Origin of the sequence: Niveispirillum sp. BGYR6, assembly GCF_027568365.1 — a bacterium.
Lineage (GTDB): Bacteria > Pseudomonadota > Alphaproteobacteria > Azospirillales > Azospirillaceae > Niveispirillum.
In genome coordinates this window covers 823,320-837,080 of sequence record NZ_JANLNL010000001.1, presented here as the reverse complement: position 1 = coordinate 837,080, position 13,761 = coordinate 823,320, and the positions used below count along the sequence as shown (strand labels likewise).

Annotated in this window: 15 protein-coding genes; 10 read left to right on the top strand and 5 right to left on the bottom strand. The window is 63.4% G+C overall.

What is annotated here, in order from left to right; all coding sequences use genetic code 11:
* Positions 1-61: 61 nt before the first annotated feature.
* Entirely contained in the window at positions 62-2,230 is a 2,169-nt protein-coding gene (locus PCJ49_RS03555; protein ID WP_269909743.1) for a malate synthase G, read from the bottom strand.
* Between the two features lie 109 nt (positions 2,231-2,339).
* Here PCJ49_RS03555 and PCJ49_RS03550 point away from each other — a divergent pair, with 109 nt between their 5' ends.
* Positions 2,340-3,134 carry an IclR family transcriptional regulator C-terminal domain-containing protein gene (locus PCJ49_RS03550; RefSeq protein ID WP_269909742.1) on the top strand — a complete coding sequence of 265 codons (795 nt, stop codon included), beginning with the start codon at positions 2,340-2,342 and terminating at the stop codon, positions 3,132-3,134.
* A 10-nt stretch (positions 3,135-3,144) separates the two neighbouring features.
* Positions 3,145-3,600 (top strand): ion channel, encoded by a 456-nt coding sequence (locus PCJ49_RS03545; protein WP_269909741.1) that lies wholly within the window; start codon positions 3,145-3,147, stop codon positions 3,598-3,600.
* Between the two features lie 6 nt (positions 3,601-3,606).
* Here the strand turns inward: PCJ49_RS03545 and ybaK are convergent, their stop codons facing one another.
* The 3 genes from ybaK to PCJ49_RS03530 all read right to left on the bottom strand — a co-directional run bounded on the left by ybaK (position 3,607) and on the right by PCJ49_RS03530 (position 5,234).
* Positions 3,607-4,098 (bottom strand): Cys-tRNA(Pro) deacylase, encoded by a 492-nt coding sequence (gene ybaK / locus PCJ49_RS03540; protein ID WP_269909740.1) that lies wholly within the window; start codon positions 4,096-4,098, stop codon positions 3,607-3,609.
* A gap of 83 nt (positions 4,099-4,181) precedes the next feature.
* Positions 4,182-4,454: a TM2 domain-containing protein gene (locus tag PCJ49_RS03535; RefSeq protein ID WP_269909739.1), complete on the bottom strand. Its 273-nt coding sequence runs from the start codon at positions 4,452-4,454 to the stop codon at positions 4,182-4,184.
* A gap of 150 nt (positions 4,455-4,604) precedes the next feature.
* A complete protein-coding gene (locus PCJ49_RS03530; protein WP_269909738.1) occupies positions 4,605-5,234 on the bottom strand; it encodes a DedA family protein in 630 nt (209 codons plus the stop codon).
* A 155-nt stretch (positions 5,235-5,389) separates the two neighbouring features.
* Between PCJ49_RS03530 and kynA the strand changes: the two genes are divergently transcribed.
* The 8 genes from kynA (at position 5,390) to grxD (ending at position 12,967) form a co-directional block, all read left to right on the top strand.
* Positions 5,390-6,223 (top strand): tryptophan 2,3-dioxygenase, encoded by an 834-nt coding sequence (kynA, locus tag PCJ49_RS03525; protein WP_269909737.1) that lies wholly within the window; start codon positions 5,390-5,392, stop codon positions 6,221-6,223.
* A complete protein-coding gene (gene kynB, locus PCJ49_RS03520) occupies positions 6,220-6,864 on the top strand; it encodes an arylformamidase (RefSeq protein WP_269909736.1) in 645 nt (214 codons plus the stop codon). The genes kynA and kynB overlap by 4 nt, the downstream gene beginning before the upstream one ends.
* A gap of 85 nt (positions 6,865-6,949) precedes the next feature.
* A complete protein-coding gene (locus PCJ49_RS03515; RefSeq protein WP_269909735.1) occupies positions 6,950-7,681 on the top strand; it encodes a response regulator in 732 nt (243 codons plus the stop codon).
* Positions 7,678-9,135 carry an ATP-binding protein gene (locus PCJ49_RS03510; RefSeq protein ID WP_269909734.1) on the top strand — a complete coding sequence of 486 codons (1,458 nt, stop codon included), beginning with the start codon at positions 7,678-7,680 and terminating at the stop codon, positions 9,133-9,135. The genes PCJ49_RS03515 and PCJ49_RS03510 overlap by 4 nt, the downstream gene beginning before the upstream one ends.
* 157 nt (positions 9,136-9,292) lie before the next feature.
* Positions 9,293-9,982 (top strand): phosphoribosylformylglycinamidine synthase subunit PurQ, encoded by a 690-nt coding sequence (gene purQ, locus PCJ49_RS03505; protein ID WP_269909733.1) that lies wholly within the window; start codon positions 9,293-9,295, stop codon positions 9,980-9,982.
* Positions 9,979-12,207 carry a phosphoribosylformylglycinamidine synthase subunit PurL gene (gene purL / locus PCJ49_RS03500; protein ID WP_269909732.1) on the top strand — a complete coding sequence of 743 codons (2,229 nt, stop codon included), beginning with the start codon at positions 9,979-9,981 and terminating at the stop codon, positions 12,205-12,207. Before purQ ends, purL begins: the two co-directional genes overlap by 4 nt.
* A 75-nt stretch (positions 12,208-12,282) precedes the next feature.
* Positions 12,283-12,522: a BolA family transcriptional regulator gene (locus PCJ49_RS03495; RefSeq protein ID WP_089289278.1), complete on the top strand. Its 240-nt coding sequence runs from the start codon at positions 12,283-12,285 to the stop codon at positions 12,520-12,522.
* Between the two features lie 106 nt (positions 12,523-12,628).
* Positions 12,629-12,967: a Grx4 family monothiol glutaredoxin gene (grxD, locus tag PCJ49_RS03490; RefSeq protein WP_089289279.1), complete on the top strand. Its 339-nt coding sequence runs from the start codon at positions 12,629-12,631 to the stop codon at positions 12,965-12,967.
* Between the two features lie 300 nt (positions 12,968-13,267).
* Here grxD and PCJ49_RS03485 read toward each other — a convergent pair whose 3' ends face one another.
* Positions 13,268-13,711 carry a MucR family transcriptional regulator gene (locus PCJ49_RS03485; protein ID WP_269909731.1) on the bottom strand — a complete coding sequence of 148 codons (444 nt, stop codon included), beginning with the start codon at positions 13,709-13,711 and terminating at the stop codon, positions 13,268-13,270.
* Positions 13,712-13,761 lie beyond the last annotated feature (50 nt).

The window sequence follows — 13,761 nt, the reverse complement described above, 5'->3', positions numbered from 1 at the left end:
CCTAACCGTCACCCCGGCTTACGCCGGGGTGACGGTTGAACTTAGGCACTTCTTCCTTCCCTCACGCTCGCGCCTTCAGCGCGCGGCGGTGTTTGTGCAGCAGTGGCTCCGTATAGCCGTTGGGCTGCTCCATCCCCTTGAACACCAGATCGCAGGCGGCCTGAAAGGCGATGGAGCCGGCGAAATCCGGGGTCATCGGGCGATATTGCGGGTCGCCCGCGTTCTGCCGGTCCACCACGGCGGCCATGCGCTGCATCACCGCCAGCACCTGTTCCCGGTCGCAGACCCCGTGCAGCAGCCAGTTGGCGATATGCTGGCTGGAAATGCGCAGGGTGGCACGGTCTTCCATCAGCCCGACATCATGGATGTCCGGCACCTTGGAACAGCCCACCCCCTGATCCACCCAGCGCACCACATAGCCCAGAATGCCCTGGGCGTTGTTTTCCAATTCCTGGCGGATTTCATCTTCTGACCAGTTGATGCCATGGGCCAGCGGCACGGTCAGGATATCGCGCAGGGCGGCGCGGGGGCGGCTGGCCAGTTCGGCCTGCCGGGCGGCGACATCCACCTGATGGTAATGCAGCGCGTGCAGGGTGGCAGCGGTGGGCGACGGCACCCAGGCCGTGTTCGCACCGGCCAGCGGATGGCCGATCTTGGCTTTCAGCATGTCGGCCATCCGGTCCGGCATCGCCCACATGCCCTTGCCGATTTGCGCATGGGAACGGAAGCCGCAGGCCAGCCCATTATCAACATTCCAGTTTTCATAAGCACCGATCCAGGCGGCGGCCTTCATGTCGCCCTTGCGGATCATCGGGCCGGCCTGCATGGAGGTGTGGATTTCATCCCCCGTGCGGTCCAGGAAGCCGGTATTGATGAAACAGACCCGCTCGCTTGCGGCGCGGATACACTCCTTCAGATTGATGGTGGTGCGCCGTTCCTCATCCATGATGCCGATCTTCAGCGTGTGCCGGGCCAGGCCCAGCACATCCTCGATCCGGTCGAACAGGCTGTTGGCAAAGGCCACTTCCTCCGGCCCATGCATCTTGGGCTTGACGATATAGACGCTGCCGGTACGGCTGTTGGCCAGCCCGCCCTGGCGCCGCAGATCGTGCAGGGCGATCAGGCTGGTGATGATGCCGTCCAGAATCCCCTCCGGCACCCAGGAACCATCCTCGAATGTCACGGCATCAATGGTCATCAGGTGGCCGACATTGCGGATGAACATCAACGCGCGGCCATGCAGGGCGAAGGTGTCGCCGGCCGGGCCCTGATAGGTGCGGTCCGGGTTCAGCGCGCGTTCCAGAACCTTGCCACCCTTTTCAAAGCTGGCGGTCAGGTCGCCCTTCATCAGGCCCAGCCAGTTGCGATAGATCGTCACCTTGTCGGCGGCGTCGACGGCGGCGACACTGTCCTCGCAATCCATGATCGTCGTCAGGGCCGATTCCAGCACGATATCGGCCACGCCCGCCGCATCACCCCGCCCGATCGGATGGTCCCGGTCGATGATGATATCCAGATGCAGCCCGTGATGGGCCAGCAGCAGGCTGGTGGGGGCTGTCACTGCCCCCTGCCAGCCCTTGAACTGGTCCCCATCGCGCAAGCCTGTTTCCGTGCCGCCGGCCAGCGTGGCGACCAGCTGGCCATGGCGGATGCCGTAACCGGTCACATCTTTATGGCTGCCCTGGGCCAGCGGGGCCGCCTGATCAAGCAATTCCCGCCCCTTGGCGATCACGGCGGCCCCGCGCACCGGGTCATAGCCCTTGGCGCCGGCTGTGCCGACATCGCCCAGCGCGTCGGTGCCATACAGCGCATCATACAGGCTGCCCCAGCGGGCATTGGCGGCGTTCAGCGCGAAACGCGTGTTCATCACCGGCACCACCAGCTGCGGCCCGGCGAGGCGCGACACTTCCTCATCCACCTTGCTGGTGGTGATGCTGAAATCCGGCCCTTCCGGCAGCAGATAGCCAATCTCCCGCAGGAACGCCTCATAGGCATCCTGGTCATGCGGTTGGCCCCGGCGGGACTGGTGCCAGGCGTCAATCTTGCTCTGCAGCGCATCGCGCTTGGTCAGCAGGACCCGGTTGATCGGCGTCAGATCATGGAACAGGCTGGCAAAGCCCTGCCAGAAGGCGGCCGGTTCCACGCCCGTGCCGGGCAATGCCTCTGTTTCGATGAACTGGTGCAGCGCGGCATCGATATTCAGGCCATGAAGGCGGATGGGGGCGGACATGGGGCAGGTTCCCTGATGTGGCATTTCCTCTGCCAACAACGATAAGCCCGCTGAAGCGGGCACCGCAATATGGTATGGAAGTCTTTCCACGATGCGGAAAGATGGTGCCATGGCGGCGAAGAAAGAGGAGAGCGAGCGCGGCGGGCAGGTGCAGGCTCTGGGCCGGGCGCTGGCGATTTTGAACCGGCTGGCCTTGAGCGATGGCGGGGCCACCCTGACGGAACTGGCCAATGCGGTGGGGCTGGCGGGGTCGACGACGCATCGGCTGCTGACATCGCTGGAATCGGAACGCTATGTGCGGTTCGATGCCGAAACCAAGCTATGGAGCGTCGGCGTGCAGGCCTTCATTGCCGGCAATGGCTTCCTGCGCACGCGTGACGTGGTGCGGATGGCAAGGCCGCATATGCGCTGGCTGATGGAACGCAGCGGGGAGACGGTGAACCTGGCCATAGAGGATCAGGGCATGGCGGTTTATCTGTCCCAGGTGGAATGCCGGGAGATGATGCGCACCTTCGCCCGGCTGGGGGCGCGGGTGCCGATGCATTGTTCCGGCGTGGGCAAGGCGCTGATGGCGGCGATGGCAGACGGTGAGCTTTCCCGCCATATCGCCCGCCATGGCTTGGCTCAAAAGACGGAACGCACCGTCACCAGTCTGGCCGATTTGAAGGCCGATCTTGCCGCCATCCGGGCGCGTGGCTATGCCATTGATGATGAGGAACATGCGGTGGGGCTGCGCTGTGTGGCGGCAACGGTGTTCAACGAACATGGCGACCCGGCCTGCGCCGTCTCCCTCTCCGGCCCGATGGCGCGCATCACCGATGCCCGCATCGCCGACCTGGGGGAGATGGTGCGAGAAACGGCCGCCCGTGTGATGGCAGAGATCGGCGGCAGGCCGGCAGCATGAGGGGTGAGCAATGGATATCGATACAGACATGCTGGTGGAGCTGGCGATTGCCACCGGTCTGGTGGTGCTGACCGTGACGATCCATGGGGTGGGTCTGTCGTTGCTGCGCCGGCTGTCGGATTTCATGGGGGGACGGCGCCCGCTGTCCCGTACCCTGCACGCGCTGGTGACAATCTGGCTGATTGTGCTGGGCCTGTTTGCCCTGCATGGCGTGGAAATTTGGATCTATGCCGGTATCTATGAGGCGGCCGGGGCCGTCCATTCCCTGCGGGAGGCGGTGTATTTCTCCCTGATCACCTATGGCGCCATCGGTTATAGCGATCATGCCATCGCGCCTGCCTGGCAGATCATCGCCGGGATCGAGGGGATCAACGGCGTTATCCTGATCGGCTGGACCACCGCCTTCTTCGTGACCATCATGGGAGAGGTTCAGGTGAAGGCCCCCCGCCGCACCGCACGGGAATAACCGTCTTTACGGGCGTCCGGCCACCGTGATGGCCACCAGCTTGGCCCCCAGTGCGCGGGCGATGTCCGCCGGTGCGGCGGCGATCTGCAGCCCGCGCCGGCCACCATTGACAATCATCTCCGGCAAGGCCTCAGCACTGGCGTCGATCAAGGTTGGCAGCCTCTTCTTCATGCCCAAGGGGCTGATGCCGCCGATGACATAGCCGGAGATGCGTTCCGCCACCTTCGGTTCGGCCAGCTGCGCCCGCTTGCCCCCGGCGGCGGCGGCCAGCGCCTTCAGGTCCAGCCGGGCCGGGGCGGGGATGACGGCGCAGACCAGCCCCACCCCTTCCACGTCGCTGACCAGCGTCTTGAACAGCATGGCCGGATCGACACCCAGGGCCGCAGCGGCAGCCATGCCGATGGCATCGGCATCCGGGTCATAATCATATTCCAGCAGCCGGTGCGCGGCACCGGCCTGTTTCATGGCATTGACGGCGGGGGTGGACTTGGCGGACATGGAAACGCATCCAGAAATGAAAAAGCGGCCCGACGGTTGCTCACCGGGCCGCTTCAATAATAAGGCGATGCTGGATGCGAACGTCAATTGTTGCGAATGCGACGACCTTCTGCATCCTTGAAGCTGCCAATGGCAATGATGATAAAGTCGATCAAGGCCCAGATACCCAGCCCACCCAAGGTGAGCAGCATCAGAATACCGGTGCCGATCTTGCCGACATAGAATCGATGGATGCCGAAAGCCCCCAGGAAGAAGCAGAGAAGCAGGGCAGCAACGAAGCTTTTTTCCGAGTTACCGCCGCCGGCAACGACATTTGGTGCGCCACATTTCGGGCAGGCTTGCGCCACCTTTGCCATGCGTTCCCCGCAGGTGGTGCAAAACGTCATCGCCCCGTACTGATCGGCGCTGACACTTGATACGCTCGTCATAAGAAGTTCCCCACAGAGTTACCCCTTCAAAAGCTATCCCTCCGGGGTTGTGTTTGACAATGTTTTTCCTTTTTGGTTTCAGGCGCGGTGCCGCAGATGGCGCAGCTTGTGCCAGAGGAACAGGCCGCCCAGCGCCAGAATGCCCAGCACGATCAGCGCGTCAAACCGGTGCAGCCAGGTGCGCAAGGTCGGGTTTTCGTGCCACTGCGCCCCCAGCGCCATGCCGATATAGGCCAGCCCATAGCACCAGATCCAGGAACCGACGAAGGTATAGAGATGGAAGGGCAGGCGGGGCATGGCGGAGATGCCGGCCGGCAGGGCGATGAAGGTGCGGATCACCGGCAACATGCGGGCGATAAACATCGCAGGCGCGCCAAACCGGGCGAAGAACCGGTCGGCCATGTCCAGATCATGCGCATCCAGCAGCACATAGCGGCCCCAGCGCAGGATGGCGGCCCGGCCGCCACGCTTGCCGATAATATAGGCCACCTCCGACCCCAGATTGCAGCCCACCGCCCCGGCGGTGGCCACCAGCAGCAGGTTCATTTCTCCGGTCGATACCAGAAAACCCGCGAATGGCATGATGATTTCAGAGGGCAGCGGAATGCAGGCCGATTCAATGGCCATCAGCAGCGCCACACCGGCATAGCCCATGGCGCTGATCACCGCGATGATGCCGGATGCCAGGATATCAAGGATCTGTCCCATGGAAACAATGCCGCCCTTATGAATGAAGCACTGCCTTATAACTTGGCGGCGATAGGGTTTTGTAGCGTTTTCCGGGCGGAGCCGATGCCCAAACCGGCGGGGCCATGCTATATCGACCGGCAACAGTGGGTGGCAGCGTCGGACAGAAGGTTTCCATGAAAAAGACCAGCGTCGATCTTTCGACCGAGAATATCCATCAGGCCCCGCCGATGAGTTACGGCGATTATCTGGGGCTGGATGCCCTGCTTTCCTGCCAGCATAACCGTTCGGCGGAGCATGATGAGCTGTTGTTCATCATCATCCATCAGTCATCGGAACTTTGGATGAAGCTGTGCCTGCATGAGCTGGCGGCGGCACGCGACCAGATCAGGCGGGACGATCTGGGCCCCGCCTTCAAGATGATTGCCCGCGTGGCCCGCATCCAGGCCCAACTGATCCAGGGCTGGGACGTACTGTCCACCATGACGCCGGCCGATTACAGCCGGCTGCGCCCGCATCTGGGGCAGAGTTCGGGTTTCCAGTCCTGGCAGTACCGGCTGCTGGAATTCATGCTGGGCAACAAGAATGCCGGGATGATCCCGGTCCATCAGGGCGACCCGGCCACCCATGACAGGCTGCTGGCCGCACTGGGCGAACCGTCGCTTTATGATGAATGCCTGGCCCTGCTGGCCCGGCGTGGCTTTGCCATCCCTGACAGCCACCTGTCGCGCGACTGGCGGGAACCCTATCGCAGCGACAAGGCGGTGGAGGCGGCCTGGGCCGCCGTCTACCGCGATACCGCCACCCATTGGGAGCTGTACGAGCTGGCGGAAAAGCTTGTCGATCTGGAATATCGGTTCCAGCAATGGCGCTTCAGCCATATGAAGACCGTGGAGCGCATCATCGGTTACAAGCAGGGTACGGGCGGCAGCGCCGGCGTCTCCTATCTGGTCAAGGCGCTGGACCTGTCCTTCTTCCCCGAACTGTTGAGCCTGAGGACGGCGCTATGAGCGGGAAACTCTGGGATATCAGCCAGAAGGTGCGGGTGGGTATCCCGGTCTGGCCGGGCGACAGTGCCTATCAGGAAGAACGGACCTGGAGCATCGGGCCCGGCTGCCCGGTCAATGTCTGCCAGATCAGCCTGTCCACCCATACCGGTACCCACACGGATGCGCCGCTGCATTATGATGATGCCGGCCTGCCGATGGGGGCGGTGCCGTTGGACACCTATATCGGCCCCTGCCAGGTGCTGACCATTCCGCCCGATGCCGGGCTGGCCGGTGTGGCGCATGTGGCCCCCTTCTTCCAAGAGGGCACCACCCGCCTGCTGCTGCGCACCTTTGAATGCTTCCCCGCTGATTGGGTCAGCCACTTCACCGCCATTGATCCGGCCTTGATGGATTGGTTGGCGTCACGTGGCGTGCGGCTGATCGGTACCGACGCGCCGTCGGTCGATCCGCAGGACAGCAAAAGCCTGGATGCCCATATGGCCGTGCGCCGCCATGGCATGGCGATCCTGGAAGGGTTGGTGCTGGATGGCGTGGCGGACGGGATTTACGAACTGATCGCCCCGCCGCTGCGGCTGGCCACGGCGGATGCCTCGCCCGTGCGGGCGGTGCTGCGGGAACTGTCCTGTCCGCAGGGTGGTTGACATAATTTGATACCAGTTCGCCTTTGAATGCAGCGGGAAGCCGTGCGAATTTTGGCAGGCAATCGCCCCTCAGCCTGCCAGAGCCATGTCATCCGAAGCCCCGCATATTCTTGTTGTTGATGATCACCGCGATATCCGGGAAACGCTGGGCCGTTTTCTGGAAAAGCACGGGATGCGCATCACGACGGCGGAGGATGCGGCCATGGCCCGTCGCCGCCTGCGGGCTGCCGCTGTCGATCTGATTGTGCTGGATGTGATGATGCCGGGCGAAGACGGCTTGTCGCTGTTCCGCCATATCCGGGAGACGATGGACACGCCGGTCATCTTCCTGACCGCCATCGGCGAACCGATGGACCGTATTGTCGGGCTGGAAATGGGGGCGGATGATTATGTCACCAAACCGTTTGAGCCGCGTGAACTGCTGGCCCGCATCCGTGCCGTGCTGCGCCGCAGTCACAGCCTGCCGGTGGCCGGCGGGCGCAAGCGGGGGGAGGAGACGCGGCTGGCCTTTGACCGCTGGGTTCTGGATTTGGCGCGCCGCGAGCTGACGGGGGAAGACGGGGTTGTCGTCTCCCTTTCCACCGCCGAATTCTCCCTGTTGGAAGCGCTGGTTCGTCATCCCAATATGGTCTTGTCGCGCGAACAGCTGCTGGACCTGACCAAGGGGCGGGAGGCGGATGTGTTCGACCGTTCCATCGATAATCAGGTCAGCCGCCTGCGCCGCAAGATCGAACCGGACAGCCGCAATCCCAGCCTGATCAAGACCGTCTGGGGTGGCGGCTATTGTCTGGCGGCTGCCGTGACGCCGGCACCATGAACAACCCGTCGACGCCCCCCTCCAACGTTGCCCGGCTGCGCGCCGCGTTGGTCCGGCCGCGCAGCCTGTTCACCCAGATGGTGTTCCTGCTGGTGGCTGCCGTGCTGGTGGCCAAACTGGGCAGTTGGACCGCCTCGCTGGATGAAAAGGCTGCCGCCGTCCGCCGCACCCATATGGAGGAGATGTTGCAGCGGGTGGCGGGCACCGCCCGCATCGTCTCCACCCTGCCACCGGAATATCGGGAAGGGGTGCTGAAGGCCATTGCCAGCAGCAATACCCGCTATACGCTGGATAATGCCTCCCTGCTGCCGCGTGATTATCAGCCGCGTGACGCCGCGGACCGGGCGATCTGGGACAAGCTGGCCGCCGCTGCCAATGTGCCGGCTGATCAGGTTCTGTTCAAAAGCTGGATCAAGGCGGAAAATGCCACGCCCGGCCTGATCCAGAATCCCTGGGCGGCCCTGACGCCGGTGGCGATGGGGATGAAATTTTCCATCCAGCTTCCCGATGGCCAATGGCTGAACGCTGTCAACCGCCGCACGGTGACGCCGGATATCTGGAGCGATGTGGCCACCGGGTCGGTGCTGACCTCACTGATCATGGTGGCGCTGGTCGCCTTCTATATCTCTCGCCGCATGTCGCGCCCGCTGCGCGCACTGGCCGATGGGGCCGACCGGCTGGGCCGGGGGGAGAGCGTGGCGCCCCTGCCCAACAATGTCGGGCCGGAGGAGGTGCGCCGCGCCACCCAGGCCTTCAACGCCATGGGCGAACGTATCCGCCGCTTCGTTGATGACCGCACGCGGATGCTGGCCGCCGTCAGCCATGATCTGCGCACCCCCATCACCAATCTGCGCCTGCGGGTGGAGCTGCTGGAGGAGGGGGAGACCAAGGCGCGGATGCTGGAAACCCTGGACGAGTTGCGCAGCACGGTGGAGGCCGCCCTGGCCTTCAGCCGGGAAGAAGTGGGGGAGGAGGCGGTGAAGGCCGATCTGGCCACGTTGGTGGAAAGTGTCTGCGATGATTTCGCCGATACCGGCCAGCCGGTTTTCTTTGCCGGGGCGCCGCGCCTGCCCCTGGTCTGCCGCACCAACAGCCTGCGCCGGGCCGTGCGCAATCTGGTGGAAAATGCCGTTGCCTATGGCGGGGTGGCGCGGGTCTCCCTGGAACGGCGGGGGCATGAGGTGGAAATCACCATCGCCGATGAGGGCCCCGGTATCCCGGAAGGGGAGGTGGAGCGGGTCTTCCAGCCCTTTGTCCGGCTGGAGGTGTCGCGCAACCGCCGCACCGGCGGCGTGGGGCTGGGGCTTTCCATCGCCCGCTCGGTGGCGCGCGGTCATGGCGGCGATGTCCGTCTGCGCAATCGGCCGGCGGGCGGGCTGGACGCCATCATCATCCTGCCGGTCCAGACAGAACCGGAACCGGCCGCCCCCGGCCCGCAGCGCCGGGCGGCCTGAGGCACCCCGCACAAATGGGGGGCAGCCATCAGGCGAGGGGGGGATGGCGATCCTTGCAATAGGAACGGAGCGGAAGTAGGTTCCGCCCGCATCGGGGGCACCGTCCCGCTGACGGTTCTCCGCCCTTCCCTCCACCTCCAGGAACGGGTCCCGCGGGATGAAGTCCGCCGTCATCGTCTTTCCCGGCTCCAACTGCGATCGTGATATCGCGGTGGCGCTTGAGCAGGCCTCCGGCCGTAAACCCCACATGGCTTTCCATAAAGACACCGAACTGCCGGATGTCGATGTGATCGCCGTACCGGGCGGCTTCTCCTATGGCGACTATCTGCGCTGCGGCGCCATGGCCGCCCATTCGCCCATTATGAAGCTGGTGAAGGAACGCGCCGCCAAGGGCGTGCGCGTTGTCGGCATCTGCAACGGCTTCCAGATCATCACCGAGGCGGGTTTGCTGCCCGGCGCGCTGATCCGCAACAAGTCGTTGAAATATGTCTGCCGCACGGTGGGCCTGACGGTGGAAAGCACCGACAGCGACTTCACGAAGAAGTACGCCAAGGGCCAGGTGATCGGCATTCCGGTCGGCCATGGTGAAGGCAATTACGTCGCCGATGAGGAGACGTTGAAGCGCCTGGAAGGCGAAGGGCTGGTGGCGTTCCGCTATGCCGCACTGCCCGGCCAGAGCGCTGAACAGGCCAACCCCAATGGCGCCACCAACAACATTGCCGGCATTTTCAATGCCGAGCGCAATGTGTTGGGGATGATGCCGCATCCTGAACGCGCCTTTGATCCGCTGCATGGCAATACCGATGGCCGTGCCTTCTTCGATAGCCTGGTGGAGAGCCTGTCGTGAGCGCCACGTCCTGGAAAGAACCTGAGGTCACTGAGGCGCTTGCCGCCGAACATGGCATCAAGGCGGACGAATATGTCCGCCTGCTGGAGATTGTGGGCCGCACGCCCACCTTCACCGAGCTGGGCATCTATTCGGTGATGTGGTCGGAGCATTGCTCCTACAAGTCGTCCCGCGTCTGGCTGAAGAAGTTCCCGACCAAGGCCCCCTGGGTCATCTGCGGTCCGGGTGAAAATGCCGGCGTCATCGATATTGGTGACAATCAGGCCGCCATCTTCAAGATGGAAAGCCATAACCACCCCTCCTATATCGAGCCCTTCCAGGGTGCGGCGACGGGTGTTGGCGGCATTCTGCGCGACGTGTTCACCATGGGTGCGCGCCCGATCGCCAACCTGAACGCCCTGCGTTTCGGGGAGCCGTCCCACCCGAAAACCCGCCAGTTGGTCGCCGGTGTGGTGTCGGGCATCGGCCATTATGGCAATTGCGTCGGCGTGCCCACCGTGGGTGGGGAGACCAATTTCCACAAGGCCTATAACGGCAATTGCCTGGTCAATGCCATGACCGTGGGCATCGCCGATCAGGACAAGATTTTCTATTCCAAGGCGGCCGGTGTCGGTAACCCCGTCGTCTATGTCGGTTCCAAGACCGGCCGCGACGGTATCCATGGCGCCACCATGTCCTCGGCGGAGTTCACCGAGGATAGCGAGGCCAAGCGCCCGACGGTGCAGGTGGGTGACCCGTTCACCGAAAAGCTGCTGATCGAAGCCTGCCTGGAACTGATGAACACCGACGCCATCCAGTCCATCCAGGACATGGGTGCCGCCGGCCTGACCTCCTCTTCGGTCGAAATGGCCGGCAAGGGTGGCTTGGGTATCGAGCTGCATCTGGAAAAGGTGCCGCAGCGTGAAGTGGGGATGACCCCCTACGAGATCATGCTGTCGGAAAGCCAGGAGCGTATGCTGATCGTGCTGAAGCCCGGCCACGAGGAAGAGGCGCGCGCCATCTTCGACAAGTGGGAACTGGACTTCGCCGTCATCGGCCACCTGACCGATACCGGCCATTTCGTGCTGAAGATGCACGGCCAGACCTATTGCGATCTGGAACTGGCCCCGCTGTTCGATGCGGCCCCGCTCTATCATCGCCCGACGGAGCCGACGCCGGAACAGCCGGCGCTGGACCTGGACGAATCCGCCCTGTGGCCGTCTGATCTGTCGCTGGCCGATATCCTGGCCAAGCTGGTGGCTTGCCCGGATCTGGCCTCCAAGCGCTGGATCTGGCAGCAATATGACAGCCAGGTGGGTGCCGACACCCGCTTCATCTCGGGCCAGTCCGATGCCGCCGTGGTGCGTGTACATGGCACCAACAAGGCGCTGGCCATGTCGTCCGACGTGACGCCGCGTTATTGCTTCGCCGATCCGGTGCGCGGCGGGATGCAGGCGGTGGCGGAAAGCTATCGCAACGTGTCCGCCGTGGGCGCGCTGCCGCTGGCCATCACCGACAACATGAATTTCGGCAACCCGGAAAAGCCCCGCATCATGGGCCAGTTCGCCGGTTGCGTGGAAGGTATGGCGGAAGCCTGCCGGGTGCTGGATTATCCGGTCGTTTCCGGCAATGTCTCGCTCTACAACGAGACGAATGGTGAAGGCATTCTGCCGACCCCGACCGTGGGTGGCGTTGGCCTGCTGGCCGATGGTCACAAGGCGGTCGGCCTGGGCTTCAAGAATGACGGCGACGTCATTCTGCTGGTGGGTGAGACCGAAGGCCATCTGGGCCAGAGCCTGTATCTGCGCGAAATCCTTGGCCTGGAAGCCGGCCCCGCCCCGGCGGTTGACCTGGAAGCCGAAAAGCGCCACGGCACCTTCGTGCGCGAATCTATCCAGGCCGGCCTGATCACCGCCTCGCATGACGTGTCGGATGGTGGCCTGCAGGTGGCGCTCGCTGAAATGGCCATGGCTTCGGGCAAGGGTGCCGATCTGGCGGGGCTGGATGGCTGGCACATTGCCGAGCTGTTTGGTGAGGATCAGGGCCGTTACGTGCTGACGGTGAAGCCGTCGGATGTGGAGGCTGTGGAAGCCAAGGCCGCCGAAGCCGGCGTCACCCTGACCCGCATCGGTACCGTGGGTGGCGACAGCTTGACCGCCCCCGGCGGGCACGCCATCTCTGTGGCGGCCCTGGTGGAAGCCAATGAAAGCTGGCTGCCGGCCTATATGGACGGCAAGCTGGGGTAAGTCTGTTTCCGGCTGGCGGCGTCGCTTGACGCTGTCAGCCGGAACATTCCCTGTTTTGAATGAGGAACCCGCCCCATGGCGATGCAGGCATCCGAGATCGAGGCATTGATTCGCGAGGCGTTTCCCGACGCCGTGGTGCGTATCGACGATCTGCGCGGCGATGGCGACCATTATGCTGCCTATGTGGAAACCCCCGCCTTCAAGGGCAAGACCCGTGTGGCCCAGCATCAGCTGGTTTATGCGGCCCTGAAAGGCCGCATGGGGGGCGAGCTGCACGCGCTGATGCTGACCACATCGGTGCCCAAGGACGCTTGATTGGGTCGCTGAACGATCCCCTGTTACAGGCGTCACTTCGGCGCTATATGTTGTGGCATGTGTCGCACGCCCCTTGGGGCTGGGACGGTTTTAGGGAAATGTAAGAATGGACCAGACGGTTGCCGAGCGCATCAAGCGCGACCTCGCCGACAATGACGTCGTGCTGTACATGAAGGGGACGCCGGTGTTCCCGCAGTGCGGCTTCTCCGCCGCCGTTGTGCAGGTGCTGAGCCACCTGGGCGTGAAGTTCAAGGGTATCGACATTCTGGTCGATCCGGCCCTGCGCCAGGGCATCAAGGAATTCACCAACTGGCCGACCATCCCCCAGCTTTATGTGAAGGGCGAGTTTGTCGGCGGCTGCGATATCGTCCGCGAAATGTATGAAGCGGGTGAGCTGCAGGATCTGCTGCGGGACAAGGGCGTTGCTTTCGGCGACGCTGCCTGATTTTCAGCCAGATAATACCAATCCGCCGAAAGGTTGACCTTTCGGCGGATTGGAGGCCGGCGACTGCCGGCCCGCCGCTTGGTAGCGGCGTAAGCCAAGCTGCCGGAGGCAGCGCCCGGCGCATGAGGGAACATGAAATCTTCCTTGATCGGTTGCGATCAAGGAAGATTGGTATAAGAAGTAAAAAGGCCGCCCTGGATCTCCAGGGCGGCCTTTTTACTATCAGGGCGGTGTTATGTCATTTAAAGGGGGGCGTCTGGTCAGGAAACCGCAGCCCCCATACGTCCATCGACAGCGGTGTCAGCCGCGACGACGACCAGCGCGTACCGATGACCCGCGCCCCAGGCCTATCTTCTTGGCAAACTCCGACCGCTGCGCGGCGTAGTTCGGCGCCACCATCGGATAGTCCGGCGGCAGGCCCCATTTCACCCGGTATTCATCCGGGGTCATGTCGTAAGTGGAGCGGAGATGCCGCTTCAGCATCTTCAGCTTCTTACCATCTTCCAGGCAGATGATATATTCAGGCGTGACGGAACGTTTGATCGGCACGGCCGGACGCGCCGGCTCCGCCGCTGCTTCCTGCGGCGCACCCTGAAGCCCGGTGAGGGTGGAGTAAACCGCGTTGATCACTTCCGGGAGCTGCTGTGTCTGCAGTGTGTTCTTGCCGACATAGGCAGAAACGATTTCTGCCGTCATCCGCAGAAGATCGCCTGTCTGCAGCTCATTACCCAGCTGATCGGTCATTGTGTCTTTTCCCAAATTGCGCCCAGCGATGTTTTCGCTTCGCACGGCGG

Excerpts from the sequence above, each read along its gene's own strand:
- grxD (WP_089289279.1), top strand. The coding sequence starts at position 12,629 with ATGGACCAGACGGTTGCCGAGCGCATCAAGCGCGACCTCGCCGACAAT.
- kynA (WP_269909737.1), top strand. The coding sequence starts at position 5,390 with ATGAAAAAGACCAGCGTCGATCTTTCGACCGAGAATATCCATCAGGCC.
- PCJ49_RS03485 (WP_269909731.1), bottom strand. The coding sequence starts at position 13,711 with ATGACCGATCAGCTGGGTAATGAGCTGCAGACAGGCGATCTTCTGCGG.
- PCJ49_RS03530 (WP_269909738.1), bottom strand. The coding sequence starts at position 5,234 with ATGGGACAGATCCTTGATATCCTGGCATCCGGCATCATCGCGGTGATC.
- ybaK (WP_269909740.1), bottom strand. The coding sequence starts at position 4,098 with ATGTCCGCCAAGTCCACCCCCGCCGTCAATGCCATGAAACAGGCCGGT.
- PCJ49_RS03535 (WP_269909739.1), bottom strand. The coding sequence starts at position 4,454 with ATGGCAAAGGTGGCGCAAGCCTGCCCGAAATGTGGCGCACCAAATGTC.
- PCJ49_RS03510 (WP_269909734.1), top strand. The coding sequence starts at position 7,678 with ATGAACAACCCGTCGACGCCCCCCTCCAACGTTGCCCGGCTGCGCGCC.
- PCJ49_RS03555 (WP_269909743.1), bottom strand. The coding sequence starts at position 2,230 with ATGTCCGCCCCCATCCGCCTTCATGGCCTGAATATCGATGCCGCGCTG.
- kynB (WP_269909736.1), top strand. The coding sequence starts at position 6,220 with ATGAGCGGGAAACTCTGGGATATCAGCCAGAAGGTGCGGGTGGGTATC.
- PCJ49_RS03495 (WP_089289278.1), top strand. The coding sequence starts at position 12,283 with ATGGCGATGCAGGCATCCGAGATCGAGGCATTGATTCGCGAGGCGTTT.
- purQ (WP_269909733.1), top strand. The coding sequence starts at position 9,293 with ATGAAGTCCGCCGTCATCGTCTTTCCCGGCTCCAACTGCGATCGTGAT.
- PCJ49_RS03545 (WP_269909741.1), top strand. The coding sequence starts at position 3,145 with ATGGATATCGATACAGACATGCTGGTGGAGCTGGCGATTGCCACCGGT.
- PCJ49_RS03550 (WP_269909742.1), top strand. The coding sequence starts at position 2,340 with ATGGCGGCGAAGAAAGAGGAGAGCGAGCGCGGCGGGCAGGTGCAGGCT.
- PCJ49_RS03515 (WP_269909735.1), top strand. The coding sequence starts at position 6,950 with ATGTCATCCGAAGCCCCGCATATTCTTGTTGTTGATGATCACCGCGAT.